The sequence below is a fragment of the Microvirga arsenatis genome (assembly GCF_009910705.1).
Lineage (GTDB): Bacteria > Pseudomonadota > Alphaproteobacteria > Rhizobiales > Beijerinckiaceae > Microvirga > Microvirga arsenatis.
In genome coordinates this window covers 226,184-252,208 of the sequence record NZ_JAAAXJ010000005.1, presented here as the reverse complement: position 1 = coordinate 252,208, position 26,025 = coordinate 226,184, and the positions used below count along the sequence as shown (strand labels likewise).

The 26,025-nt window shown below is 65.5% G+C and carries 32 protein-coding genes; 1 reads left to right on the top strand and 31 read right to left on the bottom strand.

What is annotated here, in order from left to right; all coding sequences use genetic code 11:
- Positions 1-1,194: 1,194 nt before the first annotated feature.
- From GR303_RS12540 to GR303_RS12450, 19 genes are all read right to left on the bottom strand, one after another.
- Complete coding sequence (locus GR303_RS12540) at positions 1,195-1,743, bottom strand: deoxynucleotide monophosphate kinase family protein (RefSeq protein ID WP_161725807.1); 549 nt, start codon at positions 1,741-1,743, stop codon at positions 1,195-1,197.
- Complete coding sequence (locus GR303_RS12535; RefSeq protein ID WP_161725808.1) at positions 1,740-3,056, bottom strand: hypothetical protein; 1,317 nt, start codon at positions 3,054-3,056, stop codon at positions 1,740-1,742. The genes GR303_RS12540 and GR303_RS12535 overlap by 4 nt, the downstream gene beginning before the upstream one ends.
- 8 nt (positions 3,057-3,064) lie before the next feature.
- The gene (locus GR303_RS12530) at positions 3,065-3,283 is read right to left on the bottom strand and encodes a hypothetical protein (protein WP_161725809.1); all 219 of its coding nucleotides are present in this window, start codon (positions 3,281-3,283) and stop codon (positions 3,065-3,067) included.
- Entirely contained in the window at positions 3,280-3,462 is a 183-nt protein-coding gene (locus tag GR303_RS12525; protein ID WP_161725810.1) for a hypothetical protein, read from the bottom strand. The genes GR303_RS12530 and GR303_RS12525 overlap by 4 nt, the downstream gene beginning before the upstream one ends.
- Positions 3,463-3,472: 10 nt before the next feature.
- Positions 3,473-3,805 carry a hypothetical protein gene (locus tag GR303_RS12520; protein ID WP_161725811.1) on the bottom strand — a complete coding sequence of 111 codons (333 nt, stop codon included), beginning with the start codon at positions 3,803-3,805 and terminating at the stop codon, positions 3,473-3,475.
- 2 nt (positions 3,806-3,807) lie between these two features.
- Positions 3,808-4,278: a lysozyme gene (locus GR303_RS12515; RefSeq protein WP_161725812.1), complete on the bottom strand. Its 471-nt coding sequence runs from the start codon at positions 4,276-4,278 to the stop codon at positions 3,808-3,810.
- Entirely contained in the window at positions 4,266-4,499 is a 234-nt protein-coding gene (locus tag GR303_RS12510) for a hypothetical protein (RefSeq protein ID WP_161725813.1), read from the bottom strand. Before GR303_RS12510 ends, GR303_RS12515 begins: the two co-directional genes overlap by 13 nt.
- 154 nt (positions 4,500-4,653) lie before the next feature.
- A complete protein-coding gene (locus GR303_RS12505; protein WP_161725814.1) occupies positions 4,654-5,094 on the bottom strand; it encodes a hypothetical protein in 441 nt (146 codons plus the stop codon).
- 2 nt (positions 5,095-5,096) lie between these two features.
- A complete protein-coding gene (locus GR303_RS12500) occupies positions 5,097-5,792 on the bottom strand; it encodes a hypothetical protein (RefSeq protein WP_161725815.1) in 696 nt (231 codons plus the stop codon).
- Between the two features lie 48 nt (positions 5,793-5,840).
- Positions 5,841-7,811: a putative phage tail protein gene (locus tag GR303_RS12495; protein WP_161725816.1), complete on the bottom strand. Its 1,971-nt coding sequence runs from the start codon at positions 7,809-7,811 to the stop codon at positions 5,841-5,843.
- A gap of 12 nt (positions 7,812-7,823) precedes the next feature.
- Positions 7,824-8,918 carry a baseplate J/gp47 family protein gene (locus tag GR303_RS12490; RefSeq protein WP_161725817.1) on the bottom strand — a complete coding sequence of 365 codons (1,095 nt, stop codon included), beginning with the start codon at positions 8,916-8,918 and terminating at the stop codon, positions 7,824-7,826.
- Positions 8,915-9,424, bottom strand: a complete 510-nt coding sequence (locus tag GR303_RS12485; protein WP_161725818.1) for a phage GP46 family protein — start codon at positions 9,422-9,424, stop codon at positions 8,915-8,917. Before GR303_RS12485 ends, GR303_RS12490 begins: the two co-directional genes overlap by 4 nt.
- 11 nt (positions 9,425-9,435) lie before the next feature.
- Positions 9,436-9,699 carry a PAAR domain-containing protein gene (locus tag GR303_RS12480; RefSeq protein ID WP_161725819.1) on the bottom strand — a complete coding sequence of 88 codons (264 nt, stop codon included), beginning with the start codon at positions 9,697-9,699 and terminating at the stop codon, positions 9,436-9,438.
- The gene (locus GR303_RS12475) at positions 9,699-10,094 is read right to left on the bottom strand and encodes a phage baseplate assembly protein (RefSeq protein ID WP_161725820.1); all 396 of its coding nucleotides are present in this window, start codon (positions 10,092-10,094) and stop codon (positions 9,699-9,701) included. Before GR303_RS12475 ends, GR303_RS12480 begins: the two co-directional genes overlap by 1 nt.
- Positions 10,091-11,149, bottom strand: coding sequence for a phage baseplate assembly protein (locus GR303_RS12470; RefSeq protein ID WP_161725821.1), 1,059 nt, complete (start codon positions 11,147-11,149; stop codon positions 10,091-10,093). Before GR303_RS12470 ends, GR303_RS12475 begins: the two co-directional genes overlap by 4 nt.
- Positions 11,146-11,616 carry a hypothetical protein gene (locus tag GR303_RS12465; RefSeq protein ID WP_161725822.1) on the bottom strand — a complete coding sequence of 157 codons (471 nt, stop codon included), beginning with the start codon at positions 11,614-11,616 and terminating at the stop codon, positions 11,146-11,148. The genes GR303_RS12470 and GR303_RS12465 overlap by 4 nt, the downstream gene beginning before the upstream one ends.
- The gene (locus GR303_RS12460) at positions 11,616-12,389 is read right to left on the bottom strand and encodes a DNA circularization N-terminal domain-containing protein (RefSeq protein WP_161725823.1); all 774 of its coding nucleotides are present in this window, start codon (positions 12,387-12,389) and stop codon (positions 11,616-11,618) included. Before GR303_RS12460 ends, GR303_RS12465 begins: the two co-directional genes overlap by 1 nt.
- A 9-nt stretch (positions 12,390-12,398) precedes the next feature.
- Positions 12,399-14,357 carry a phage tail tape measure protein gene (locus GR303_RS12455; RefSeq protein ID WP_161725824.1) on the bottom strand — a complete coding sequence of 653 codons (1,959 nt, stop codon included), beginning with the start codon at positions 14,355-14,357 and terminating at the stop codon, positions 12,399-12,401.
- Positions 14,358-14,439: 82 nt separating this feature from the next.
- On the bottom strand, positions 14,440-14,796 hold the full coding sequence (locus GR303_RS12450) for a hypothetical protein (protein ID WP_161725825.1): 357 nt from the start codon (positions 14,794-14,796) through the stop codon (positions 14,440-14,442).
- A gap of 132 nt (positions 14,797-14,928) precedes the next feature.
- Between GR303_RS12450 and GR303_RS12445 the strand changes: the two genes are divergently transcribed.
- The gene (locus GR303_RS12445; RefSeq protein WP_161725826.1) at positions 14,929-15,444 is read left to right on the top strand and encodes a hypothetical protein; all 516 of its coding nucleotides are present in this window, start codon (positions 14,929-14,931) and stop codon (positions 15,442-15,444) included.
- An 8-nt stretch (positions 15,445-15,452) separates the two neighbouring features.
- Here the strand turns inward: GR303_RS12445 and GR303_RS12440 are convergent, their stop codons facing one another.
- The 12 genes from GR303_RS12440 to GR303_RS12385 all read right to left on the bottom strand — a co-directional run bounded on the left by GR303_RS12440 (position 15,453) and on the right by GR303_RS12385 (position 25,994).
- Positions 15,453-15,821 (bottom strand): phage tail tube protein, encoded by a 369-nt coding sequence (locus GR303_RS12440; RefSeq protein ID WP_161725827.1) that lies wholly within the window; start codon positions 15,819-15,821, stop codon positions 15,453-15,455.
- Positions 15,822-15,860: 39 nt separating this feature from the next.
- Positions 15,861-17,393 carry a phage tail sheath subtilisin-like domain-containing protein gene (locus tag GR303_RS12435; RefSeq protein ID WP_161725828.1) on the bottom strand — a complete coding sequence of 511 codons (1,533 nt, stop codon included), beginning with the start codon at positions 17,391-17,393 and terminating at the stop codon, positions 15,861-15,863.
- Between the two features lie 53 nt (positions 17,394-17,446).
- Positions 17,447-17,650 carry a DUF2635 domain-containing protein gene (locus tag GR303_RS12430; protein ID WP_161725829.1) on the bottom strand — a complete coding sequence of 68 codons (204 nt, stop codon included), beginning with the start codon at positions 17,648-17,650 and terminating at the stop codon, positions 17,447-17,449.
- A gap of 6 nt (positions 17,651-17,656) precedes the next feature.
- Complete coding sequence (locus GR303_RS12425) at positions 17,657-18,433, bottom strand: hypothetical protein (protein WP_161725830.1); 777 nt, start codon at positions 18,431-18,433, stop codon at positions 17,657-17,659.
- Positions 18,430-18,822 carry a hypothetical protein gene (locus tag GR303_RS12420; protein ID WP_161725831.1) on the bottom strand — a complete coding sequence of 131 codons (393 nt, stop codon included), beginning with the start codon at positions 18,820-18,822 and terminating at the stop codon, positions 18,430-18,432. Before GR303_RS12420 ends, GR303_RS12425 begins: the two co-directional genes overlap by 4 nt.
- Before the next feature lie 6 nt (positions 18,823-18,828).
- A complete protein-coding gene (locus tag GR303_RS12415) occupies positions 18,829-19,164 on the bottom strand; it encodes a DUF2190 family protein (protein ID WP_161725832.1) in 336 nt (111 codons plus the stop codon).
- A 73-nt stretch (positions 19,165-19,237) separates the two neighbouring features.
- Positions 19,238-20,875 (bottom strand): phage major capsid protein, encoded by a 1,638-nt coding sequence (locus tag GR303_RS12410; RefSeq protein WP_161725833.1) that lies wholly within the window; start codon positions 20,873-20,875, stop codon positions 19,238-19,240.
- Between the two features lie 85 nt (positions 20,876-20,960).
- Positions 20,961-21,632: an HK97 family phage prohead protease gene (locus GR303_RS12405; protein ID WP_161725834.1), complete on the bottom strand. Its 672-nt coding sequence runs from the start codon at positions 21,630-21,632 to the stop codon at positions 20,961-20,963.
- A complete protein-coding gene (locus GR303_RS12400; RefSeq protein ID WP_161725835.1) occupies positions 21,616-23,142 on the bottom strand; it encodes a phage portal protein in 1,527 nt (508 codons plus the stop codon). Before GR303_RS12400 ends, GR303_RS12405 begins: the two co-directional genes overlap by 17 nt.
- A 7-nt stretch (positions 23,143-23,149) precedes the next feature.
- Positions 23,150-23,347: a phage head-tail joining protein gene (locus GR303_RS12395; protein ID WP_161725836.1), complete on the bottom strand. Its 198-nt coding sequence runs from the start codon at positions 23,345-23,347 to the stop codon at positions 23,150-23,152.
- A 2-nt stretch (positions 23,348-23,349) separates the two neighbouring features.
- On the bottom strand, positions 23,350-25,398 hold the full coding sequence (locus tag GR303_RS12390) for a terminase gpA endonuclease subunit (RefSeq protein WP_161725837.1): 2,049 nt from the start codon (positions 25,396-25,398) through the stop codon (positions 23,350-23,352).
- Entirely contained in the window at positions 25,395-25,994 is a 600-nt protein-coding gene (locus tag GR303_RS12385) for an ArsR family transcriptional regulator (RefSeq protein ID WP_161725838.1), read from the bottom strand. Before GR303_RS12385 ends, GR303_RS12390 begins: the two co-directional genes overlap by 4 nt.
- Positions 25,995-26,025 lie beyond the last annotated feature (31 nt).

Sequence of the window (26,025 nt, the reverse complement as noted above, 5' to 3'; positions counted from 1 at the left end):
TTTCTGGGTCAACTCGCCCTGAGCACGTAGAATGCCTCCGAGCCCGGATGCGTGTGCGTCGCCGTGGCGCTGCCCTTCGGACCGCCGGCCTCGTTGACCGCAGCAGATACTCCTGAGCCGTGATGCGAGGAATAGGCCCGATCTCAGCAACCACCGTGCCGCCCTTGGCACCCTCACCCGCGCGGCGCAGCGTGAAGAGCCAGACCTTGCCGTCGTACTCGGCCACCAACCCGAGGGGATCTGCCGCCGCCTGTTCCTTCGCGTCAAATGTGTTGATATGCCGGAATAACTCTCCGGGGGGCAGCTCCGTCACCTTCTTATCGGCCAGGGGTTTACGAAGAAGCCTTGCTGTGCCGATGCTGGCGCCGACAGGATCAGAAATCCCGGGATCAATCCTGCAAAAAGCTTTTGTTTCATCTCGCAACCCTCCTGCGCCGGAGGAGCCGTAGCGCGAGCGTATGGCTCCACCTGGAACCCATTTGCCCAATGCGCGCTTAGCTGCCGTTCAGGCCGGGAGATCTAGGGAGGCTGGAGCAGGCCACGGGCTCTAGGTCTCATCAGGAGTTTGGTCGATCGGCCACAATGTCACCCCCGAATGATGTGGTCTGCGCAACCTCGATACTCCGCCCGCATTCACTGCAACCGGGGCAGCGAGAGGCAGCTCTGGGTCAAGAGCAGACACCTGCCATCGATGGAAAGACTGCTAAGCCAACAGAAGCCATTGAGCTTTTCACGTTGGAGGCACTACCTTTCAGGAGGCTAGAACCTGTTATTCTGCAATCACTCTAAGCACTCAAGTGATTGATGGTAGCGGAGGTCCGTTACAGCGCATCCCCCACTACAGAAGCCCCTATGTTCCTGTACCGTTCTCGGGTGGCTTAGCCGAGAGAAGGAGCCCCGCCAGCCCGAAGGCCAGAGAGGCAGGGTGCACGGGCCGGGTTTGCCTCCGGCACGGTTAGAATAGCTCGCGCTTCAACAGACGGGTCATGAGGCCGTCCGATCTCCCTTCCCGCACCGAGCCGGACGCCCGATGCCGTGCTGGAACAAAGTATCATTCTGAGCGCCGGTCGATATTGTCACATCGTTCAGGAAGCCGGAAAGTCGATAGGCCTTTAATCTTACGCGCGCGCGACATGACGCAAAAAAGCCCCTCCCCGGCCGGAAGCCGGAGAGGGGCAAATCAGGGTGTTCAGGTCAAGCCGCCATCAGGTTGTCGACGGCAGCGCGGAGGTCGTCAAGGGATCCATCGTTCTGGAGAATCAGATCCGCCTGCGCCGGCAGCTTCTCCGAGGGATGATCCGACAGCGGGCCGACGCCCGGGCGCCGGACCTCGATCAGCAGCGCGCCACGGGCGCGAAGCGCCTCCGCTTCGTTGGGGAACCGCACACTTTCCTGCGCGACCCTTCCTCCCCCAGCGATGATCTTGTCCGCCCTGGCGAGCCAGAGCGAGAGCCACAGGTCCGGCCGGATACAGACCCGGCCCCACTCGTTTCCGAGCGTCTGCTGCGCCCAGGTCGAGGTGACCCCAAGTTCTGGGATCACCTCCCGTTTCAGATCCCCGTCCACATACCGGGCGATGGTTTCCGCATCGTGCCCGATTTCCCGCAGAAGTGTGCCCAGCATGGCCTTGAGCGGCTGGACGATATGGGGCGACTGATAGCCGTGACGCTCCCGCAGGAGGCGGGCTACCTCGCTCTTGCCTGCGCCGGCATAGCCCATGAGGCCAATGAGACGGTGCTTCATGCGGCCTCCCTTTCCGGCAGCGACACCCAGCCCACACTCTTGCCAGCCCCCGGCTCCTCCACCTTCACGCTCCAGCGGCTCGTGATGCCGCGGCGCGGATGGACGAACCAGAGGGGCTGCGACGGCTCGCCCGGCGGGGCCCGAAGGACGTTCTTGGCGAACTCATCGAAGCCCTTGAGGGAGGAGGCCACGATGGCGCGCGGCAGCCAGAGCTCCTGGTGCCAATGGCCCATCAGCAGCACGTCGTAATCCCGCCCGGAGGAGGTCGCCTGCCCCCGCGTTTTCACCTCGCCGCGCATGATCGGGCCGATCGCGCCGATGATGCCGTCACCGCCCTTCACCCCCAGCTGATCGCCGTGCATGGCGAGGTAGCGCTGGTTGTAGATCCGGTAATAGACCTCGTTCGATTCCGGGATGTCGAAGTGGAACTCCGGCCTTCCCTCGAAATGGCGAGCGAGCAGCTGGTAGATCAGCCAGTCGTAGTTCTTGAAGACGTAGCGCTTGTGTTCCGGCTTCACCGTGGCCCGGCCGTGGTTGCCGGACGCGCAGGGCACGTAGACACGCCCGAACTCGGCCGCCAGCGTCTCCAGACCCCACACCAGCAGATCACGCGCCCGAAGAGCCGAGGGGATCGATTCCTCCGCATCCGTCTTCGCCAGTTCGGGATGGAGCCCGCCGGAGACGAAATCTCCGAGCAGGTTCACCACGATGCCGGGATAGCGACCCGGGCCGTGGTGTCGACACAGATGAACCGTAGCGTCCACCAGGCGGCGCACCCGCGCCTCGGCGGTCGCGATGTCGTAGACGTTCAGGCCGTTGGTCTCGGCCCGGGAGACGACCTCGCCGAGGTGCCAATCCGACCAGATCGTCGCCGGCACCTCGGGGGTGCGGTCGGCCGAGGCCTTGTCCGGCGAGAGCAGCCAGCGCGGCGGCTCGGTGGGCGCATCGGCGATCCGGCCGAGGATCGCGCGAACGCTCTCCTCCGTCAGCTCGGCCCGGTGCACCTCCTTCAGCTCCTTGCGCAGCCGCTTGTTCTCGTCCTCGAGGGCGACGATGCGGCGGTCGGCCGCCGTACCGCCGAGGCGATGGGCACCCGCTTCGGCAGGCTCCGTCGCTTCGGAAGGAAGCTCGGCGGCGCCTTGTTCCTCCCGGATGCGGGCCGCAATCCGCCAAGCGGAACGACGGCCGACGCCAAGGGCATCCGCGTGGTGCGCAGGCGGAACCTGTGGCCGCTCTCGGATGCGTCGCTCCAATTCGGCCTCCACCTCCGGACGAATGTGCTGCCCCTGAACGGGCTTGGCTTTCTTGCTCATGAACGGCCTCACCGTGGCGTCAGGGGATAGGGCAGATACTTGGCCAGCATGCCGGCCGAGAAGCTGCCGATGGCGATCAGGATGCCGAGGAGCCAGCGGGCGCCTTTGGCCTGCAGGAGGAGATCCCGCAGTTCGGTGACCACGCGGGTGTTGCGCTCCTGCATTTCGGTCAGGTGCTCGACCTTGACCTCCAGGGCGGCGATCCGCTCGCGGGTATCGTCGCTCATTTCGCGAGCCCTTTCCTCAGATCGTCATAGAAGGCGAGCGCCCGGCGCCCGCATTGCGCCTTCTCCAGCTCGGAGCGGCGCAGGCGGGCGATGAGGCCGAAGACCTGGCTTTTGGTCAGCGCGCCCGGGCCTGGCTCCGGCACGAGGCGCGCGAAGCAGGAGGGCAAGTCCGCGGGCATGGCAGGCAGATCAGCGCGCGGCGCGGAAGTGCTGACGCAGGCTGTCAGTGTCAGCAGGATCGAGGCAGACGCGATCCCCGTCTTGAAGGTTCTGGGCATCGGCCTCGGCTTTCTGCTGAAGGTCGCGCAGGAGGGTTTCGTTTTCGGCGTAGCGCGCGGCATCGGCCGCACGGGCAGCCTGCTCGGCGGTCCAAAGCTGGAGAAGCCCGTCACGCTGCTCCTTGACAGACTTGAGCTCGGCGCTCCGGTCGGCATCGGCATACCCCTTCAGGTAGCCGGCGCCTCCGGTCGCAATCAGGGCAGCCAGGCCGCCCGCGATGATCCAGGGGTTCAGGTTCAGCATGGTCAGAGATCCGCCATGCAGAGTTCCCGTTCCGCCGCGCGGCGGCGGACGAGGCCCCGGAACTTGATCTTGTTGGCGTAGACGAACTCCATGAGCTTGTCGCACGCTGCCCGGATGTTTCCGGCGTTCACGAGAGGGGCGATGCTTTTGCAGTACCGGCCCGTGCCGAGGTTCCAAGCGAATGATGTGAAGGCCACCCACTGCCGGTCGGTGATCGCGACCTTGGTGCATGCATCGACGGCTGCGCCGTAGCGCTCCTCGATTCCCTTGCGCAGGCCTTCCTTGCACTCCTCGATCGTGCGCCTGTCGCCTTTCTTGACCCCTTCGGTTTCGCCGTAACAGATCGTCCAGGGGTGCCCCTTCGTGGCGGGATCGGGATAGGCGAAGGTCTGAACGCCCTCCCAGCCCCCCGTGAAGGTCATGCAGAGCGCGACGGCCGCCGCCGACCGTCGTTTCGTGATCACACGGCCCATGGGTCGGACTCCGTCTGCTCGGACGCCCCGCCGGACACGGAGTCCTGCTTGATCACGCGGGCGACCAAGATGGCGCCGAGCAGGACCAGGACGGCCCAAGGGGGCAGTCCGCCGACCTGAAGCACGTATTCGAGGACGATCTCGGCGAGCGCCCCCAGGTAGACCACCTGCGCGCTGAGGCCCTTCGTCAGCACGGTCTTGACGTTGTCGATGAGTTTCATGTTTGCCCCCAAAGAAAAAGCCGCCCAGCGGGGCGGCTGTTCTGCGGCTGACGGTCAGCCGGGATCACAGATCGGCAAGGACGGTGTCGGGTTCATCCCCAATCCAGCCACAACGGCGGATCAGTGACGGTGGCCCCGCCCAGCGCAATAGCAGTTAGGCTGGTCCCTTCCCCGCCATGACGGATACCTTACGCTCCGCCGAGATCAGGCTCTCATCGACCAGCTTCTGCAGGCCTGCCTCCGTGCGCGGATCGTCGAGGTCGATGAACTGCGCTCCGACGGCCCGGTCGTACCAGAGCTTGATCGCCGGAAAGGTCATGGAGGCTTCTACAAGCGTCAGTTGCTCGGGCTCCTTGAACAGGTCCATGAACTCGAGGAAGGAGAACCGGCGCTTGGGAGGGTCGCTCGCCTGGTCCGCCTCAGCCAGGGCTTTGAACAGCTCCTGCTCCGTCGGCAGTTCCCTGCCGTAGCGTTCCCGAATGCCATCAGCGTCCGCCGTCTCGACGAACGCCTCGTAAGACGAGACATCCCGGTAGCCGTCGAGGATGCCGAGATGCGTCAGGGCGCGACGGATTGCGATTTCATCGAGTGTCATGATCAGCCGACCTTCTGGATGGTGATAAGGGTATAGCGGTTTGGAGCGCCAAAGGTATTCGACAGACCAAGTCCGTAGGTCTGCCCTGAGAACCCAACCTGATCGACGCGCTGTTCAATGCGGAATGTCTTGGTTGATGCTATGTTGATCTCGGTGAAGATGATCGCATAGGAATTCACAAGGTCAGCCGATCCGGCGTCGTTCGCGTTCGCGGTCGTGCTGTAGTCCACCACGACGGCATCGGAGACGTTGTAGAGCCGCGCCATGTGGCGCTGGACGGCCTCACCGAGTACATAGGCTTGGAAGAGATATCGCCCCGCTTGAAGGGTGAACTGATCGGACGACAGGGTCACGATACCCTTCGGATCGGCGATGATCGCATTGGTCTTGCGCGTGAACCAGGTGTTGGCGGCCGGCGCATTGCCGGCATTCGTTCCGGCCGGCTCCGTGTGCGCGAGCACGGCATAGGACGACGCCTGGGCTGAGATCAAAGCTCTGATGGCCTTGAGAAGCTGGGTCGTGTCGCTTTCGCTCGGCGTCAGCACCTCTTTGATGACGTTGACGATCTCACGCTGCGGATGCTCGACGGCCCGCGGCGGGATGCGCGAGCCCTGCGTGCCGGCCGCGAGGTTGCGGCCGACATAGCCGACGCTTTCATTGAAGGGATCCGGCGTACCGGAGGGCGCGACATAGCGCATCAGGAAACTCCCGAAGTGGTTGAGGCGGAATGGAAGGGGGATGGAGCCTCAGGCGGTCAGGGCCTGAAGCTCCGCATTGGAGAGGCGCTCGGGGAAGTAGGTGATGCGCCGGATGTAGCCATTGAGAGGAACCGTACCTCCCGGCCGGGTTCCGAGACGCAAGGCCGACACGGCCGGGATAGCGGCCGCCCCGGTCGCGACTGCGGACCCGCCACTCGAGACACCGCAATCGGCCGCCTTGTAAGCGCCCGCGATGCGCGACACGCTGCCATCGGCGATAGCTGCGCCTGGGGCCACATCGAACCCTGTGACACCGCCGCTCGTCACCACAAACCCACCGATGTTCGGGATATTGCGCGTGATCATCATGCGGTTTGACGCGGTGCCGTCATCGATGTGCAGGAGGGTATCCGATGCAAGCCCAGCCGTCCCGGGGTTATGAAGCGCCTCGGCATAGAAGGTGCCCTCGACCGGATTGAACTCTGCCCCGAGCACCCGCGTGATCTGATCGGCCTGGCGCGTCACGACAGCATTCGTGACGGTGCTAGTGATCGGAGACGTGATGAACGCCCCTTTCTGCAGGTCCGCGATGCCAATCCGGAACGTATGGTCGAACGGGGCACCGACAGGAACCGTGACGATCAGGAACGTATGCGCTCTGGCCACCGATGCGCCATTGAGCGTCCGGTTCTCAGTCTTGAACCTTGCATCCTTCAGGGAAGCAGCATCGAGCAACGATTGCGGAATGGTCGCACTCAGATCAGAACCCGCTGAGGCCCCTGTGTTCGTGCTCTGGCGGATGCAGTATTGCGCCTGCGAGGGTTTACTCCCGGACAGTTGCCGGATGAAGACCGCCGCTGAGACGACATCGTTAGGTGCAAAGTTGTTCTGGTTGCCGTTGCTCCATGCAAACGCCCAGTAGGTGCGGTCGTTGTTCTGGCCGTTGGTGTGAACCCTCACGTCGAAGTAGGGGATGCCATCCTCGGTGCCGGTTCCAAGAACCTGCCAGATCTGGGCAGCGGTAAAGTCCCCCGATCCCATGCCTGTCGGCAGCGCGCCGCCCGCGCCCTTCGCGCCGACGACCGCCCCAAGATTGGCTGGGTTGGTGAGGTAATTGACGCGCGCCTCCTCGACCAGCAGACCGTTGTCAGTGATGCGCGGCTCGTTGGCCGCAAACGACACCCAGGTGCCGTCCGCGCGCTGCGCCATGCCGGGAGAGGCGCGCACACAGGTGAAAGCCGCCGCCCGCTCCGTCGTGGTGCGGTCAATGGCATAGACGTCGTTCACGAAGTCGAAGTCGAGACCGCTGCCCTCCATCGACCAGAAGGCCACCGTGTAATCGAACACGACCGTGGTGTGCTCCGGCGCCACCCGCCGGAACAGGCATTCGAGATCGGTGGCGACCACGAAGCCTTCGAGGGGCGTGTCGTCGCACTCTCCCTCGTCGCAATAGAACCAAGTGTCGCCGAGCCCGTTGAGCCGCACCACCCATTCATGGTGCCCGTTGACGTTCACCACCGTGTCGTCGCCGTCGCATTCCGACACATCGCAGATGAAGTCCGCGGGCTCGGTGATGGTGACCTCGTAGCCGATCGAGGCGGCCAGGCACACGAAGTAGGCCGGGCTCGACCCTCCCTGCGCGCCGAAGCGCGCCCGAACGGCATTGATGCGGCCCTGCACGCCGGATTCCGGCGAGGTGCAGGGATCGGGTAGGCCGTACTCCGCCTCCCAGTCCTCAAGAGAGAACGTGATGCCGGAGGGAAAGCACTGCGCGGCCGTGTCGAAGGCAACCTTGTAGAGGTCCGCCATCCAGCCGGCCATGGCCGTCCAGACCTTGCGCATCACCGGCGAGGCGCCGGTGCCGTCGCTGGCTTCGTCCGTGCCCCAGATCACGCCGCGCGGGGCGGTGGCGATCACCTGCGGCAGCAGATCCTCCTGCGCCGGAGCACTCAGCCGGTCGCCCACGGAGGGCGGCGAGGCAGGCAGCAGTGCGCAAGGCCAGCCGGGCTGAACCGCCATGAGGGGAACTCCTTAGACCGTAGTGTAGGAAACCGTGCCGAGCACCGGGTAGTGCGCCGGCGTGGAATAGGTGAGGTATTCGGGCAGCCCCGGAAGGGAGTGGCTTTCCTCGCCGGTGGCGCGCGAGATCGCCTCCGAGATCCAGGCGCGCGGCAGCTGGAAGCTCTTGGAGGGGGTTGCCGGCGCGGCGCGGTCGGCGAACATCGCCTTCAGCTCCGCCTCGACGGCCGCGCGGATCGCCGGTGTGTCCTGGCTGAGGTTCGCGATGGTGAGGTTCACCGCCTGCGGCACCGGCGCCACGACCGTGACACGCGCCGTCACCGGACGGCGGATCGGGTCCTGCACATAGGCCTGCACCGCCGCCACGTCGGCTCCGGTCGGGATGCCGTTGACGCGGTCGGAGCGCAGGAAGCAGATCCAGACCTCGCGCGCATCGCCGATGAAGCTGTCGACGAAGACGCGGGTGATGGCGCCGGAGCTCTCCTTCACCCAGCGGATCCAGTCCGTGGCCGAGCCGCCCTGGGGCGGGTTGCGCTTGCGGTCGAGGATGCGCTGGCGGAAGCTCTCGACCGGCTCGACATCGGCGCCGCCTCCCAAGCCGCCCGACGCGACCGTGGCGGTCGTGCCAAGGCCGGGCACGACGCCGGTATCGACGAGGCTCAGGACCTGCCCGACGTCGGTGTTGCCGCTCGCTCCAGCGGTAAGCGCCTCCAGCTGGATGCTCGTTGCAGCCCCTGCTCCGACGGCGCTGGCGCGGGTGCGGAACAGCGCCCCATCGGCTCGGCGGAAGGTGAGCCCGAAGGGGATCACCGTGCCGGATGGACATGAGATCGTCGCCGCGCCGGTCGCTGCCGTGGCCGGGATGCGGGTGATGCCGAGCTCAAAGCCGTGGCGGGTCAGCCAGACCTCGTCGGCCGTGGAGGCGAAGAGCTGCCGGTAGAGAAAGCCCAGCCGCAGGTGCCATTCCTTGGCGTGCAGGGCGAGCACCTTGGCCAGGATCGGAAAGAGGTTTGGCCACAGGTCGATGGTGGCCCCTTCCGTCGCATTGGCGATGATCAGGCGCGCGCGCTGCGACAGTTCGGAGAGCTTGGGAACGACAAAGGTCATTGAGCCAGTTTCCAGAGGGGATCGAAACGAACATTCGCGGAGGTGCGGCCGTCACGGCCGATCACCGCCACGTCGAGAGCAATGCGCCCTTCCGCCTTCTGCACCACCGCCTTCACCTCGATGCGGGCAGCGGCGCCCTGACGGATGAGCGGCTGCAGGGCGCGGCGAGCCTCGTCCTCGACCGCCCTCCCCGTCTCGTCCGTCAGCTCGTGCCGCCGGTAGAGCCAGAGCTTGGAGCCGAGCTCCGTCTCGCTGCGAGAGGCGTCGATGTCGAAGCCGTCGCCAGGCCAGCCGCGGGCGTCGCCGGCATGCTCGTGCCGCAGCTCGTCGGCGGATGCCCGGGCGTCGGTCAGCAGGCAGAGCACGATCGCGGTGGCGATCGGGTTCTGCGCTCGCAGGCCGGTGCGCTCGTCGAGCACGAAGTCCCCGGTGGTGCCGTCGACGATCACGACATCGGGCGGCAGGACCGTGCGGTCCGCCGCCGAGAGCGGCTTGATGGTGAGCATGGAGAGCCCTTTCAGGAGCACTCGAAGGTGGGCGAGCCGTCGGAGATCACCGCGCCACAGCCGCACACACTACCGATCCGGGCGGCGGACTTGCCCTCAACCTCCAGGTTCGGCGAGCCGGTGAGGATGGGCGTCACCCCATGGCCGGGGATCGGGCAATCGTGGAGATCGCCGACCCGTGCGATCAGAATGCCGTCGGCATAGGTGCGCGCGGACGACGAGATGATGACCCCGCCATGATCTGAGGAGTCTCCGAGGCGAGCGACTTTGGGCATCAGGAATTGATCTTCACTTTGCCGTCGGCGGTCATCACCAGGGTGGCGGCGCCGCAGACATGCTCGATCTTCTGGGCGTGGACGATGCGCATGTTGCTCTGCACGAGCGACACTGCCGAGCCGTACATGTCGTAGAGCACCGTCCCGCCGAGCTGGGTGGCCTTGGGCCGGTATTGCGGGTGCTCCAGGCCGAGGACCGCAACGAGATCCCGCTTCCCATGCAGGGCCATGCCGATGCCGTGGGAGCCGACGGGCGGATGGGAGGAGAGGCCGAACGGCTGCACCCGGTGCACCCGCGTCAGCTCCTCGCCACCGACGCCGTAGAGGGTGACCGTCTGCTGGTCGCCATCGTCCTGCGTCTCGCGCAGCTCGGTGCGGAAGATGTCGTAGTTCATTCCAACAGCCCCTTGCCGGCATCGTAAGCCTTGTCGGACTTGCCCTTCGGCTTCTTGCCGCCATGGCTGCGCGGATCGACCCAGGTGGTCACCGCAATCGTGCCCTGATGGTTCTGGGTGAAGGTGACGCTGGACAGGGTCATGTCCTGATCCACCCGCTCGCTCGGCAGCTTGATCGCCATCAGGCGTCCGGGCTCCCAGAGCAGGCCGTCAGCGTCACGCCAGGTAGTGACCGTGATCGGGATCGAGGTGCTCGTGCCCTGCCGCCGCAGGCGTTCCCATTGCGCCCGGGTCTTCAGGTCCTCCTCGGTGCCGTCCCCCTCCAGGAACACGACAAGGGGCCGGTAGCGGCCGACCTCCGGGTCGTACTCCTTCACCTCCTGCCGGAGATCCTTGGCGCTGGTGCCGAGCGCGCGCTGCGCCTTCGCCGTCACCTCGGAGAACTTGCCCTCGGCCGAGAAGCTCACCCCGAAGCGCTTGATCGGCGGCTGCCCCTCGACCAACGCCCCGGCATGACGCTTCGAGCCGGCCCGGGTGATGAGCACGCCGCCGTCGGGCTTGCCCATCAGCATCAGGCCCTGCGCGCGCGCCTCCCGCTCCAGGGTCTCGTGAACGCTGTCGGTGGGATAGCGCTGCACCTTCGGGATGGGCTTGAGCGGCACGTCGGCCTCGTAGCCGATGCCGAACTCGTCGAACTCCTTAGCCACGTCGACCAGCGTTTTGCCCTCAACCCGGCCGGTTTTGTGCTTGGCCGGCGGACAGTCGATGGCATCCGCGGCTTTCGACCGGCCGGAGACCCGCACCTCGTGTTGCCCGCCTTCGCCATGGTCGGCCTCGTAGCGGTCGATGTAGCCCCGGCACAGGAGGTCGCCGTTGGTGTAAAGCTCCACCAGCGCGCCAAGCCGCAGCTCCCAGGCATCCTCGTGCCAGGAGGGGTTCGTGGCCTTAAGGCCGAAGGTGATCGCCGCCTGCTCCATCGAGCGGGTGACGTTCACCTCCTGGAAGCCGGCGAGCTTTTTGCCGCCGACCACCAGGGTCACGATCTCTTCGGTCATGAGGCCAGCGCCTCCAGGGAGGTCGGCATGAAGAGCGAGGTCGTCACCCCGTTGCGCGAGACCAGCTCCTCGGCCCGCTCCGGATCGCCATAGAGACGCCAGGCGAGCACCGTTGACGGGAAGGAACGCATGCTCTCGACCAGCACCACGGGCTTCAGGTCGAGGGACGTGCGCGAGAGATGCTCGATGGCGTGCTGCACCGCGTCTGAGGCGGCCCGCCAGACCTCCTCGTTGGTGTATTCCGCGATTTGTTCCAGCGCTGGCTCGGCGGTCGCCATGAGTTCCTGGATGGCAGCCTCCGCCTGCCGCCGGTCGGCATACTCGATGCTGGCGTAGGCGACCGCGGCTTCGGCGAGCAGGGCGGCCTCCAGGCACGCCGCCGCCGCCTTCGCCAAGCGCGACTGCGCCTGTAGAGCCGGGGACGACGTGCTCATCAGCGCCAAGGCATCGTCATAGAGCGTGGTCATCACAGTCCCTTCACGAGTGCGCCCGCCTGCCGGGAAGCGGCGAGCATCATAGGCGCCGCCTGGAGCGGATTGGCAGACCCGCCGATCTCCCGCACCACGCCGGAGAGCGTGCCGACGGCGCCACCGAGACTGGCTGCCGAGGTGAGACCGGAGGCCAGGACCCCGGCGCCTGCCACCTTCGAGGCGAGCGAGGCGCCGAGATCCACCGGCAGCGGCAGGGAGGTCGCGAGATTACCGACCACGCCACCGAGCGCCTGGGTGACGGTGCCGGCCATCGAGAGGCTGGCGCCGCCGAGCAGGGAACCGGCCACACCCGAAAGCATGGAGCTCGCCGCGCCGCCGATTAGCCCGGCCGCCGCACCGGCGAGCCGATCGCCGAGCGCAAGGCTGGGGAACGCCGAACTGGCGCCCGCCTCGACGGCCTCGAAGTCGAAGCCGACATAGCCGAGCCGGTCTTTCGAATGGTTCGTGCTGACGTCGCCCGAGATCCGGACCTCGACCGGCCCAAGCATCGGCAGCATCAGCATGCCGGTTCCCGGGGCGGTCAGGGCAGCGACGAGCGCCGCACCCTGCATGTCCGCCACGTCGTTGGCGATATAGGCGGTGACCCGGTAGCGCCTGGCCTTGCGCCCCATGTCCTCCGTCTGGATCTCCTCCGAGCGGACATACTCGTGCACGGCGACATGGCGGCCGGCAACGATCCCCTCGGTTTCGACGTGGAACGGCACCCCGCGGAACGACGCCGGCCGCAGGGTCTTTGTCCAATCACGCATGGTGAGCCCCTATCGCGGTCCGGCCTTGATGTGCGGCATGGAGGTGCCGACGCTGGCCTGGATGCTGCCGGAGGATTGAGCGGACATACCAGTCACTTGACCGCCGTCGACCTTCACCTTGACCTCGACGGTGGCTTTCGACGAGGGGTCGAGTTCCACCTTGCCGGTCACATCGACGGGCCGCGGCGGCGGCAGAGGGACGCTGCCGATGCGCGGCGTGGGAACGCCTCGCGCATCGCTGTCGTCGCCAGCCCACGAATACGTCGTCTGCCCTGCGGAGTACCGCGATTGGTTTCCGCGGCGCATGACTTCGAGATCATGGTCGGCAAAGAACAGCTTGCGCTCGGTGTCCTTCAATCCGAACCCGCCGCCGGCACGCTGACGGTCGGCAAGCTCCCTGAGGTCTGCGGCTCTCGTGAGAGCCGACACCTCATTCGCGCTCCGCTCGGCGACAAACCTGCTGCGCTGCTGTTCTAAGAAGCGCCGGGACGCTTCCCGGCGGATTTCCTCGTTGTCGCTCTTCATCAACTCGTTGAAGTTGAGCGTCTGGTTCTTCAGGAGATGGCTGCCGCGCCCGATGCCGATGTTGTCGACAATCGGCTTGTTGGCCTTGAGATCCTCAAGGGTCCTCCGATCCTTCTCAGCCTGCGGCACCTGCTCCGGCGTCGGCAGCCAGTTCAGGGGATTGAGAGGCGATTTCGGACCAAGCTCTTTCTCCCGCTCCTGCTGAGCGAGCTTTCGGATCCGGTCAGCCTCCTCCATGGCCCGGCTGGTCTTCTCGATGCCGTCGACGAAGCGGTTGACACCCTCCGCGAGGTCGCCCGCCACCAGCTTGAATCCGTTGCCGGCGCGGGTGGACAGCACGTCGATGGCCTGAGTGGCGCGCTCGATCCGCCCCACATCGGTATCGATGGATGTCTGGAAGTTCCTCATCACGGAACCGGCATAAGATCCCTTGTTGGCCACGAGGCCGAGGGCCCTTTGCACTCCATCGAGATTGCCGGAGAGGATCGCGATGTTGTCCTGGTACTCCTTGCCGAACATGTCGGTCAGGATCTCGGCCCGCTTGATCGGATCCTTGATCTTGTTGATACGCTCCAGCAGTTTGACCGTGGTCTCCAGCGGCTTCTTCGCAAACTCCTTCTGCACCTTGGCTGCATCAAGGCCGAGTGCCTTGAAGCCGCGCCCGCTGCTCTTCAAGAACCCATCGCCTAAGGCCATGGCGTTCATGAGGGTGTTGTAGGTATTCGCCGCCACCTCGGTGTTGACGCCCACCTCCTTCATCGCCGCACCGATGGCGATGGTCTGCTCGGCCGTCATTCCCGCTTGAGCGCCCACGGCGCCGGAGCGGCGCAGGAACTCGATCAGATCGGGCTCGCTCGCGGCCGCGTTGTCCGCTACATGGTTGATGGCGTCGCCGATCTCTTCGAGGCGACCCTGGTCGGCCTTGTAGATGTTGCCGAGCTCGGCAAGGGCCTGACCGGTCTCCTTGGCGGAGGTGCCCCAAGCCCCCGTCGCCTTGGTGGCATACTCGGTGTAGCGCAGGAGCTCGTGCGCGGGACGCCCTGCGAAGGCCGCAGAGGCGAGAACGTCGCCTACCTCTTCCTTCGACTTGCCCGTTGCCCGTGCCAGATCGAGGATGGCGGTCTCATAACCTTTCAAGTCCGAGCCGGAGGCGTTGGTTGCCTTTCCAACCTTGATCATCGTGCGCTCGAGCGACAGCGCCTCATCGGTCACATGCTTGATGCCGAGCGCTACAGCACCCGCCCCCAACACGGACGGGTTGAGCACCGGAGCCAGAGCGCGGGCGGAGGTCGCCATCATCGCGTTGGAGCGCGAGACGGTCGTGCCGACGGCGCGGGCCTGCTGGTTGAGGGCCTTCATCTTGCCCGCAACCTGCTGGAACACCCGCCCGGTCTTGTCAGCGGCCGTGATGACCGCGCGGGCTTCCATGGTCCGCGTGCTCATCGGTAGCGCCTCCACATCGGGTGCTTGGGATCGTTCCAGACGGCGACGCCGCGCTCATGCCAATAGGCAATCTGGGAAAGCGTCAGTTGGCCGACGCTGCCGGCGTCCCATCCGAGCGTGAAGACGAGGTCGTCGGCTCGCTCGCGGATGGCGCCGGCTGTTCGAAAAAACTCCGAATCGCATCCACGACCCGGAAACTGTCCTTGACGTTAAGCTGCCCCAGCAGGGCAGCGTTCCACGGCGACTGCACGAGGCGCTCGGCATAGGAGCGGACCGCCTCGTAATTGACGTTGTGGATATAGACCCCGTCGGCCATCAGGCCTTTGGCTATGGGCTCGCCGAACTCCATGACGTCGTTGAAGACCGGTTCACGAAAGGACACTTTGTCCGAGCTCCCCTCATGCGTCATGTAGGACTGGCTCAAGGTAACTGTCTTCATCGATTGTCCTTGCATCACGCTCACCCGCCGCAGCCCATCACGGAGCGGAGGGATGATTACGAACGAAACCCAATTGCGCGGGATTGCGCGTTCTGGCAGCTTTGCGGTTCTCAACTGCCAGTTGGAGGCGCCATGCGCATCGTTGTTTGTCTGATAGGCCTGATGCTGACGACATCGGCCCTTTCCCAAACGGTCGATCCGAAGAAGATCGAGCCGACCTGCAAGAAAAATTGGCCTGCCGAACTCCAGCAATGGTGCATAGACTGGCTCAAGAACGCCGCCGAAACCAAGGACTGGAAGATCATCGACGCCGAAGACGTCGCGGTCAGCCCTCGCAAGTACGACGGTCAGAAGGTCAAGCTGCTTGGCCTTCAGTGCTACTATGCCGATGTCGATGACTTCCGCTGCGTCACTTCAACCCCTGCGGTGATATTCGCCCAGAAAGTGGAGCCCGTCCCCGCGCGGCTATGGCTTCAAGACAACTGTCACCAAATCCGAACGGCTTTGAGTTCCGACAAGTGTCGGATGTCAGTGCGCTTCGTGCTCGACGTCGAAGACATCAAGGAGGACATCGTCTCTGGCTATAAGAAGCGGGTCATCCTCCAGCCACCGATGATCGAGGCCATTCCGACCAGACCGAAGGGCTGAGACGCTGATCACGCCCTGATCTGCTGATAGCTGTCGGTTTCGATGGAGAGGCCGGACACCTCGCCGGTCTGGCTGTCGATCTCCGGCTCGCCGGCCCAGCGGCCGCGGGTGTAGAGATGGGTCACGCCCGCATCGTCCTCGACGAAGGTGACGTTGATCCGTTCGAGCAGCATCGTCTCGTCCCACCGCAGGCCGACGCCTCGATCGAAGGTGAGTTCGAGCGAGGCAAGCTTGGGCTCCACCGTGCTGTAGCCGGTGCCATCCATGTTGACCCCGTTCGTCGGCACGGCGCGCGCCGGCTTGATCTTGGCTGCGCCGCGCCCGGAGACGGTGCGGCCGTTGATGTCGAGGGTGAAGCGACCGCCCTTGGTATCCATGGCGTGTGTCTCCTATCGGACAAGAGGAAGGAGCGGCGCTTATTGAAGCGCCGCGATCTGGCTGTTGAGTTCGGGAAAGATCGTAACGTTGGCCGCGAACACCCGGAGCTGGTTCGCCACATCGAAGGGGATGTAGGCGTTGACCCGGTTCGGGTCGCCGGACCGCTCCACGATCACGAACTGTGCGAACAGCTCCGGCTTCTCGGCCAGACCAGCATCGAACAGCTCGCGGTAGGCGTGGATGAGCGTCGCCTTGATCTGCGGCGGGGTGACGATGCCCTGCACCTTGCGCGGGTTCTCGTCCTTCAGCACGTGGCGCGGATAGGTGGCGAGGATGCGCTGCTTGAAGTACCGGGCCGCGTACATGGCGATGTACATGGTCTCGACATCGAGATAGGTGATGTCGGGCTGCCCCCAAGCATTGGTGCGGTAGGTGGTCACCACCCGGTCGATGGCGGCCTGCCCGTCGGCGCGGAAGGTCACCGCCGAGATGCCGTTCGAGTAGAGCGATTGCCGGTCGGCCATCTTCCACTGGTCGGAGGCTGCCTTCGGGCCGCGAAGGCCCTGGAGCACCAGCGTCTGCAACGGGCGGGCGATCTCGACCGCCTCGGTAACGAGGCGTCCGAGATCCTTCGATAAGCCCACCACGCCCACCAAGGCCGCTACCCAGCACCAGGACGGATGCGGGTAGTTGTTGAGGCCGAGGATCGAGGTGTGCTGGTCGTTGCGGCCCTGGCCGAGCGCCGTCTGCGCAGCAAGGTTGCCATTGAAAGCGGTGAAGTTGTGCCCCATCAGGCCGACCGTCGGCGCCCATCGGCCCGTGCCCGAATCGGACAGGAAGTCACGCACAGCGTTGAGCTGGCTCGCCGACACGTAGGGCGAGCCGATGTGATCGAAGGGCGCGTCGCCGAGCGCGGCAAGGGCTGCGGCGAGGTCCACGTCGCCGGTCCCGCCCGACATGGGCGTGATGGTGACGGTCAGACCCGCCGGGTCGATCTCGTCGCCGTCGAGGCCCGCCTCGATGCGGATGCCGTTGCCCTCGGTGCCCACATGGCGGGCCGTAAGCGTCACGGTGCCGGTCGAGACCGCCGTGGTGACGGGCGCGCTCATGGCGCGGTTGAACTTGGTGTAGCCCCGGTCGATGGCAGCCTTGAGGGCCGTGGCCACCGTGGCGGCCGTATCGCCGACCGCGACACCAACCGAATAGCGCTCGCCCGCAACGTAGCGCACCAGCGTGCCGGCGGCGGTCGCCGTGCCGGTGATGGCGATTGAGCCGGAGGCGGCCGTGCCGGACGGATCCGTGACCGGCAGCAGCCAGATCTCGCCGATGGGATTGTGCTGGCGGGCGTAGAGCGCCATGTCGGCCAGCATGGATCCTGCGCCGAACAGAGCGTTGGGATCGCCCGATCCCAGGTTCACGACCTTGCCGATTTCCGCCGAGCCCGCCGATGTCTTGCGGCCGATCAGCAGGGTCCGCGACAGGCCGGAATAGGGCGGGACGCCCGCATTCACCTCGAAATAGGCACCGGGCACCCGAATGTTGCCCGGCATGTTGTTGAAGGCGACAGCCATGAACGGCTCTCCTCGAAAATGAAGAGGGCCGCGTCATGCGGCCCGGGTGGGGTTTAGGATTCGGGGGTGGCGGGCGCCGGTTCCGGCGCGGGCTCCTTCGGAGGCTTTGCCTCCACCAGGTCGGCCCGGACCAGAAGCCCGGACCAGTACGGGTCACGGGGCACGAAGGCCCCGTCCTGCGGCACGTAGTGACCCCGGAGGGGATCGAAGATCTGAGCGCCGGCGACGGCGGGCTTGACGTAGATGCGGTCTGACATGGTCCCTCACGGACGGACGGCCTGCACCTGGACCAGGGGAGCGTGCGGCTCGCCCTCCCCCGGCTGCGGCAGCGGCTGGGATGGATCGGGGCGCAGGGTGATGTCCGCGCCCGTGTAGAGCTCCACCTCCAACGGAGGCAGGGCATCGTGAATCATCTGGCAGGTGGCCCGCGCCGAGGAGCCCTCCGGCATTGCCGCGCACACCGTGCGCAGGGGTTCCGGCAGGCGGGCGAAGGGACCCTGCGGGATATCCGCCGCGTGCCGGTCCTCGCCTTTCAGCGAGGCCGTCAGCGTCACCAGCCGGATCGCCAGCTTCTCGCCGGTCTCGTCGGTGACGAAGCGAGAGGATTTCATCGCAGGCGGACGGCGCGTGACCTTACGGACCAGCGAGGCCGCATCGGCGAACTCCAGCGCCTCGATCACCCGCTCCTCGAGCAGGTCGAGCGAGGCTTCGATCTCACCGTCTGTTGCGGGCGACCCGATGCCGAGAACCTGGTCGGCATCGTCCGTTGCCAGCGCCTTCATGGCGATCTCGACGGTGAGATCGACCACGTGCTCGATGGCAGGCCCGCCCGCCGCGTTGCTTTCGCGCCGGTCGTCGTCGGTGGTGACGACGATCACCGGCACCGGCTCCTTGCGGTCGAACTCCTCCAGACGAGAGTCGTAGATGCGAATTGAGAGTTCGCCGTAGGCGGTGATCTCACCGCACATTGCGGCAATCACGGGATCGTCTTTAAGAGCGGCGACGGTGGCCAGACGCAGGGCGGTGCGGGCAAGGCTCATTGCTGCCTCGTCAGAGCAAGGATGAGCCGCCCGCCCTCGCGGTCCATCACCTCCGCGATCCGGAAGCGCTCGCCGGTCTCGGCACGCGTGACGTGCCAGCCCACCTGCGGGCGTTCAGGAAACGCGGACGCGAAGGCATCCACGAAGGGCGGCGCGGCGATCAGCGCGGTGGTGTCGGTGTCCTCCACCCGCCCGCGCGTCTTGGCGGTAATGGCCTGCCCGTTGCACGAGAAGATCCCCCGAAACGGGACGGCCGGGCCGGCATTGCCGGCTCGGGCGTTCACGTCGCCGCCGGCCTTGGCGCGAGGCTGAAGGAGGAAGGCCTCGGCGAAGACGGAGTCGACGGTCTCACCCGCCGCCTGTTCGAGGGATGCGAAGAGCGAGGGCATGGCGGATTACGACGTGAAGGCGCCGTTGAGACGGACCTTGCCGGTCGCTGACGGATTGGCGGCGGCGGCAATCGCAGCTCCGATGAGCTTGTTGTTCGTGGCGGTCGTCGTCGCTTCCTTGGCCGTGTTGTCCCAGTAGATCAGGGCGCCGAGCGCCCAGGCCTGGGCCGACGTCTTCTTGAGATCGAAGACTTCCGTCGTCTTGATCTCGACATCCTCGCCCTGGGCGGCGCTGGTGACGGCCACTCCGAAGATGGAGCCGACCAGCACGCCGTCGCCCGAGGCAACGGCATAAGGAGCCGGCACGGTGAGCGTGTCGCCCTTCTTGACATGGTTTTTCATGAGAGCAGTCTCGCGATGGTATGAACAGGCGGCGGCCGGGGATCCGGCCGCCGGGCGATCAGGTCAGACCGGCTCAGTTGCCGGGATTCTTGTAGAAGGCCTTGTGATCGATCGCCTTCGCCGCGAAATCGAGGCGTCCTTTGATCTGGATCCCATCGACCTCGAAGCCCATGCGCTCCTCGGTGTAGAGGCCTTCCTCGCCTTCGAGATAGGCGTACTCGATGGTATCCCACTGCGCCGGATCGCCGATGATGAACCAGGGGCAGGCGCCGCCGGCGTTGTAGAGGCGATCCTCGACGATGAGATCCATCGTGTTCTGATAGACGTTCACATCGCCGGTCTTCGACGCCGTGACGGCCGTCAGCAGCTTCTGGGCGCCGACCTTGTGTTTGCGCGATACGGCGAGGAAGCGAGGCGTCAGATTGAGCGGCTTGCCCGCAGCATCCTTCTGAGCGCCGATGGCGATTTCCGCCGCCTCGACGGTGGTCTCGCTCGGAGCACCGCCCGAAGCCGCGAGGTTGCCGTGGTCCGCATGGAAGAGATCCACGTTGTCGCCCATCTTCGGGTTGTTGAGGAGGACGCCCCAGACCAGATCGCTCTCCAGCTCCGCCGCGGCTCGGCCGAACAAGGTCGGCAGACGGTCGAAGGCGCCGAGATCGTCGTTGATCAGGGTCTGGCGCGTGATCGAGATGATGCGGCCGTAGGTGGCCAGCGCATACTTCTCGACGCTCTCTCCGAGGAAGGCGCTCTGGTATTCGCCACCTTCCTTCACCTTCAGGAACTCCGGCATGCCTGAGAGCTGAACGATCGCCCGTTCCTTGAAGTCCGGGGCATTGGACTGGCGGGAGAACGGACGCCAGGTCTGGCGGGCGGAGCCATAGCCGTCGCGCAGGCGCTTGGAGGCGACATTGGCGAGGAGCTGCGGGAAGTCGGAGGTCGACATCATGCCCGAGCGGCGGTCGAGGCCGAGCAGCACGCCAGCCAGCTCGCGCTTGCCGAGGCCGCGCAGCTTCACGCCCTGCGTGTCTTCCACGAACACGCGCCCCATCTCGAGGAGCGACATGCCCCGCCATGAGCGTGCCGCGTCATCGAGCTTGACGGCGGCCGGGTTGGCACGGTGGAGGATCGCGGTCTCCACGGCGGCGCGGATAGTGTCGCCCTCATCGGTGAGGACCGTCGCCCTGGGGGAGATGCGGCTCTGCTCCGCACGCTTGGCCACCTCGTCGAGAACGATCTTGCGGACATCCTCCAGGGAGGTGCCGTCCGCGATGTGCTTGGCGGCAAAGTCGGCCGGCATGTTGTGGCGCTGGGCCAGCGTGGTGATCTCGGCGGAACGGGTCCGCTCGGCAGCGACGGAGGCTGGATTGGAGCGTTCCTCCTGTTCCGCTTTTCGGATATCCTCCTTCACTCCCTCGATCTCGCGAACGAGGACTGCATGCTCGTCTTCGATCCGCTTCACGTCCTCGGGCGCCATGCCGTCCTTGATCTCCGCCTGCTTGGCCTGGGCGCGGGAGACAAGGTCGTCGTGCTTGGAGCGCAGGGTCGCGAGGGCGATGCCGGCTTCGGACACCAGCTGCAGCACGGACGAGTGATCGATGAGCGACGCCTTGACCGGCAAGGTGGCGGCGAACGCTTCCGGGGAGAACATCACAAAGGCGGCGCACAGCGCAAAAGCGACGGCCGCCAACTTCAGGCTATGGGCCTTCAACATCGTTGGTTCCTCATGGATCATCCGGGGCTGTCGACCGTTTTCCTGCGGCCCCGGCGGGCGCAGGCGGCAATTGTGAAGGGTTCGATCACCGTGCCGAGGCGAGGGCCTCGCGCATGCGCATGCGAGCGATCGTGGAGTGAGACAGAGGGTCGGGTGCGGCGTCGATGCGACCGATAATCTCGACCGGGTACATCGCCGCATTGTCATGACCCCGGACCTGGGCGCCGGGATCGGCCGGTATAGTCACAAAGGAGATCTCGTGCGGCGTCCACCGCTCCGCAATCCGCTTCTCGACCTCTCCGGCTTTTTCAGGCTGGACCACCCGCACCTTGTCGATGGAGTAGCCGACCGAGATGTTTCGGAGGATGCCCTCAGACACGAGAGCGAAGATGCGGTCCGCGTTCTCGTCCGTTCCCTTGGAAGGAAAGCGGACAACCGCGCGGCCCTCACCACCTTCAATCCACGCTCGCTCGACGACGCCGACCTGCGAGAAGGTCGACCACATCGAGTGACTGTCGAGAACGGGAGCACCGGCATTGAGGCGCTCCAGGTTCACCGCATCGCGGCTCACCGTGAGGATCTCGTCGAAGGGAACGACGGTGTCCCATCCCACCCAGCGGCGGCGGCGCACCGCGGCGCCGGTGGTCCAAGTCACCTCGACAGTGCGCTTTTCCGCATCCACCGTAGTGACTGGGGCAGCGCGGGTCTGCAGCGGCAGAGCCGACGGCAATGCCCTTTGATCAATCGGCTTGTTCATCCGGCGGATCCTTAGAGGTTGAGGAGCCCGGCTCGCTGACATCGTCCTGCGGCGCACCCTTGACGCCCTTGAGCGCCCGGCGCGGATCGGCGTCCAGCACGATCCCCCGCTTGTCGATGTCCTTCTGCCAGCGCTCGATTTCGTCGAGTTGCTCCTCGGGCTCGAAGCCCCAGGCGGCCACGAATTGCGGCCAAGTCATGCGACCGGCGCGCACGGCCAGAATGTCGGCCTGCAGATCCTTCAGCGGGTCGATGGGCTCCACCGCCGGCATGATCCACTCGACCGGGTAGCCGCCAGCCCGTCGCGGCAAGGCACCCCAATCCTGGGCGGCCTCGGTGAAGGCCTGCCAAAGCGGATCGAGCAGCATCGGCACCAGCGTGAGCCATTGGAACTGCTCCACCAGGCGGCGGAACTCGATCTTCCCTGCCCGCAGGCTGGAATAGTTCGCCTGGCGCAGATCGCCGGTGAGCTGGTCGTATGTGAGTCCGGCTCCCGCCGCGAGCGCCATCCAGGTGTTGATGAGCACCGCGTCGAACGCCAGCGACGAGGAGGGGTTCACCGAACCCATTTCCTCGCCCTGCTCGAGGTAGGTGACCATGGCAGGAGAAAGGCGCTCGATACGGCGGTTCTTGCCGCCGCCGCGTTGCTCGGTATGCGCCTGCCCGATGGTGCGTGCCGGATCATTGGTCTTGACGTAGGCCGCGAAGCAGGCCTCGACCTTCGCCTTGACGATGATTGCATCCTCAAGGTCCGCCAGATCGCGTCCCTTAAGCGCCACCGGCGAGAGCCACGGCACACCGCGCCCCTGCCCGACCCGGTCCTTGCGGTAAAGATGAAGGATGTCGGAGGCGGCGATGCGCTGCGAGGCGGCGCGCGAGCGGACGATCTGAGAACCTGGGTGTTCCGGCAGCAGCCAATAGGCCGTGCGCTTCCCGTTGCGGCCGTACTCGATCCCCTGATCGATGACCACTTCGGCATCGGCCCGGTCGCGGCTTCCGTCCAGGTGGTCGGGCTCCAGCAGCATGATCTCGAGCGGCACCTTCCGGGTGCCGTCGAGCGGCGTGAGGATCTTTCGCGCCAGCACCTCGCCCGATTCAATCGTGGTGCGGCAGGCCAGGGCGAGGAGACCATTGATGTCGAGTTGGCCTTCGGCGTCGCAGGTCTTGCCCCACTCGCGCCAGAGCTTCGCAGCCTTGCGGTCGAGGGTTCGGTTGCCGGTTTTGCTCACCGGGGTCGGGCCGGTGCCGACCGCATGCGCGGTGAACACCGACACGATCCGGGGCCCCCACCAGGTGTTGCGCACCAGCTCGCGGGAGCGCGCCCTGATCAAGGGCAGCTTGCCCTTGATCAGGGAATTGGCGGAGCCTTTGGAGGCCTGCCACCCTTCCGTGCGCCGGCCGATGCGGGCCGATTCGTAGGAGCGGACCTGATCGAGCACGAAGCGAGCCTCGGCCCGGCGCAGCCCGGCGCGGGGCGCGAAGAACTCGATTGCGCGATCGAGAATGTTCATGATGTCCTCAATCGCGTTCGAAGGAGGCGAAGGACGTGCGGATCCTCGCCTCGCCTCTCACCTCGGTTTCCATCATCTCCAGGGTTTCCCGCATCTCCTTGAGGGAGCGGAAGGTGGTCTCGCGCCCGTCTGCATAACGAACCTTGAGCGCGCCCGTGGCGATGGCCCTCTTCAGGGTATCGATGTCATTCTGCGAGAAGGCCATCGTTAGCGGCGTCCCATCCAGTCGTCGGTGCGGTCGTCGAACCAGGAGGATTCCGGTTCAGCGGAAGGCGTTTGATCGTGGGCCGGCGGCGCGGGCGCACCGGGCGGCTCCTGTTCGGTCGCGACGCTCCGCGTAGGCGTGAAGAGGTCGACCTTCAGAAGCTCGTCCGGCAGCCCCCGGGCCCGCGCCAGCGCGGCCCACTCCTCAGGCGTCATGGTCGACAGCCCGAGGTATTCGGCGAGTGCGTCGTTGTAGACAGCGCAATCGAAGAAGTGATTGTCCGGGCGCAGCGGCACCCATCGGCGTCCAGTAACCCGGCCCTTGACGATGATGTCCTCAAGCCCCTCGGCCGTGAGTTGCTTGAAGAACTCCTCGTCCTGCCACGTTCCGAAATGGCAGTAGCCATCCGGGTCCGTGAGTTTGCCGGACTTGACGCCCTCCTTGTGCAGGTCGGCGTAGTAGCTGCCCTTGAGCGGCCACGTGCCGACACCCCACTTCTTACACCCCTGCTTGACCTTGCGGCCGTCGAGATCGATGTCGACAAGCACCGGCTGACCGATGGCCGGTTTGCCCCAACCCTCGTCGCCTTTCAGCGCGAGAATGAGATCTCGGCCAGTGTCCGGGTGAGGTCGCTGAGTGTTGCGCACCCAGGCATAGACCACATGGGTGCGATAGCCGGAATCGATGCCGAGCGCGTCGATGGTCCGCAGGCGCCCGAAGGCGTCCGGGTATTTCCGCTCCAGCACCTGCTGACGCAGCTTCTGGAACGCCTCACCATCGGGGGTGGACGTATCGCCGTCGAGATAGAGGGCCTCCACCACCCACCGCTCCCGATTGGAAGCATAGGCAGTAACCATCACCCAGATGCCGCGCATCTGCACGTCCGCGGATGCCACCAGGATGAGACCGCGCGGTGGCACATGCCCGCGTTTCATCCCCTCCTCGCGGCGCTCCATCAGCTTGACGTGATCGGGCGCGTTGCCGGTGAACTTGAACGGCAAGCCGAGATTGAGGTTGTAAAAATCCTTCTTGGCGCTTTCCGACTTCTGCGCCTTGATCCAGTCCTCGGCGATGGCCTCGTAACTCATCATCAGCGAGATGAAGGCATCGATGTGAAACCCAGGGTGACGATCGGGATCGTCGAGCATCGGGATCCACCGGCCGGCCTTCACGCCCGCGACCCGCTCGGCCTCGGAAATTTCGTGGCCGCAGGAGTGCACGTAGACACTTTTGTGCGGCTGCTTCTCGTTGACCTTGAAGCGTTCGAAGGAATGCACGAACAGCCGCTGGCATTCCGGGCAGGTCAGATTCCAGTAGCGCTGATCGGAGCGCTTGAAGCTCCTGTCGATGCGGCAATGGCCGGGCATCTCGCCGAGCTCGTCGCCAGTGTCGATTTCTGGCGTCGAGATCTCAAGGATCTTGTAGCTCTTGGTCCGGCGAAAGGCGGTGAAGCGCCCGAAGAACAGTGTCTCCGGATCGCCGAAGCCGGGGATGTCCTGCCACTTCGACAGTTCGTCCTTGACCCCTTTCTTCGCCGTCTTCGACGAGAGGTCCATGACGGTGTTGGCATTGGCGAGCCAGATGCGTCCGCCCGGGAAGACTTTTTCATAGGTAGTCGACCCGGTGCCGGAGCGCGAGGTCTGCGGCACGATCACCTGACGGTTCGTTCGCTTCTGCCACGCGTCTATCAGCGGCTGAAGCTTGCCACTGTTGAGGTCGCGTAGCGCGTCGATGCCCGGAACGCCGTAGAGCAGGTTCGCCGGCTCGCGCTCTGACACGTAGAGGGTCCAGCCCAGCGCCAGGATCGAAGCGCCGGTCTGCTGCGACTTACGCACCGTGACCAGATTGCACGGGTGATCTTCCGACAGGCAGTCGGCGATCTCGACCAGGTACGGCGCTCCGGCTGGATCCCACAACTCACCGGCGAGAGGGCCGTCGACCAGCTCCAGGTTCTCGGCCAGCCACTGCGATAATGGCATCGGACGCGGCGGCCTGATGCTCTCAGCGAGCCGCTCGGCCAGAAGCCGCAGGGCAGAAGGATGTCCGCTCATGGGGCATGTTCCGGGGCCGGCGGCGCTTCATCGGTGGCGGGCGCGCTCTCGGCCAGAGCGGCGAGAGCCTGCGCCACATCCTGCCGCATCTTCGCCGCTACGTTCTTGAGTCCGACGCGCAAGCCATGCGCGCCCTCGCGGGCGACGGCCGCGGCGAGATCGTCGGTGGCGTTGGGCAGGCGATCGATCACCCGCACGATGTCCTCGCCCACGCGGGCGATGGCATCGAGCAGGGCATCGACCCGCACCAACCTTTTCTTGAGTTCGTCGAGTTCGATGCGTCGGCGCTCGGCCTCATGCCAGGTCTTCTGGCGCAGGGCCTCGTCATAGGATTCGCTTTTCGGCAGATCCTGCGCCTCAGTCTTGCGCGGGACCTGCGCCTTCGAGGGGTCGCCGTAGCGACCGTTCAGGTGGTCGTACTCGGCGACGTTCACCGCCTGAATGCGCCCCTGCCCGTCCCGCTCGACCGTGAGGCCGTGACGCTCCACGAGCGTTTTTACCTTCTTAGAGACCGCTTGTCTCGAGACGCCGTCGCGCTCCGCGATCTGGGACACAGACCACATGACGGTGCGCGGTGCGTCAACCGCAGTTGTCACCGTCGTCAACGTCGTCAACCCTGAATTTGGA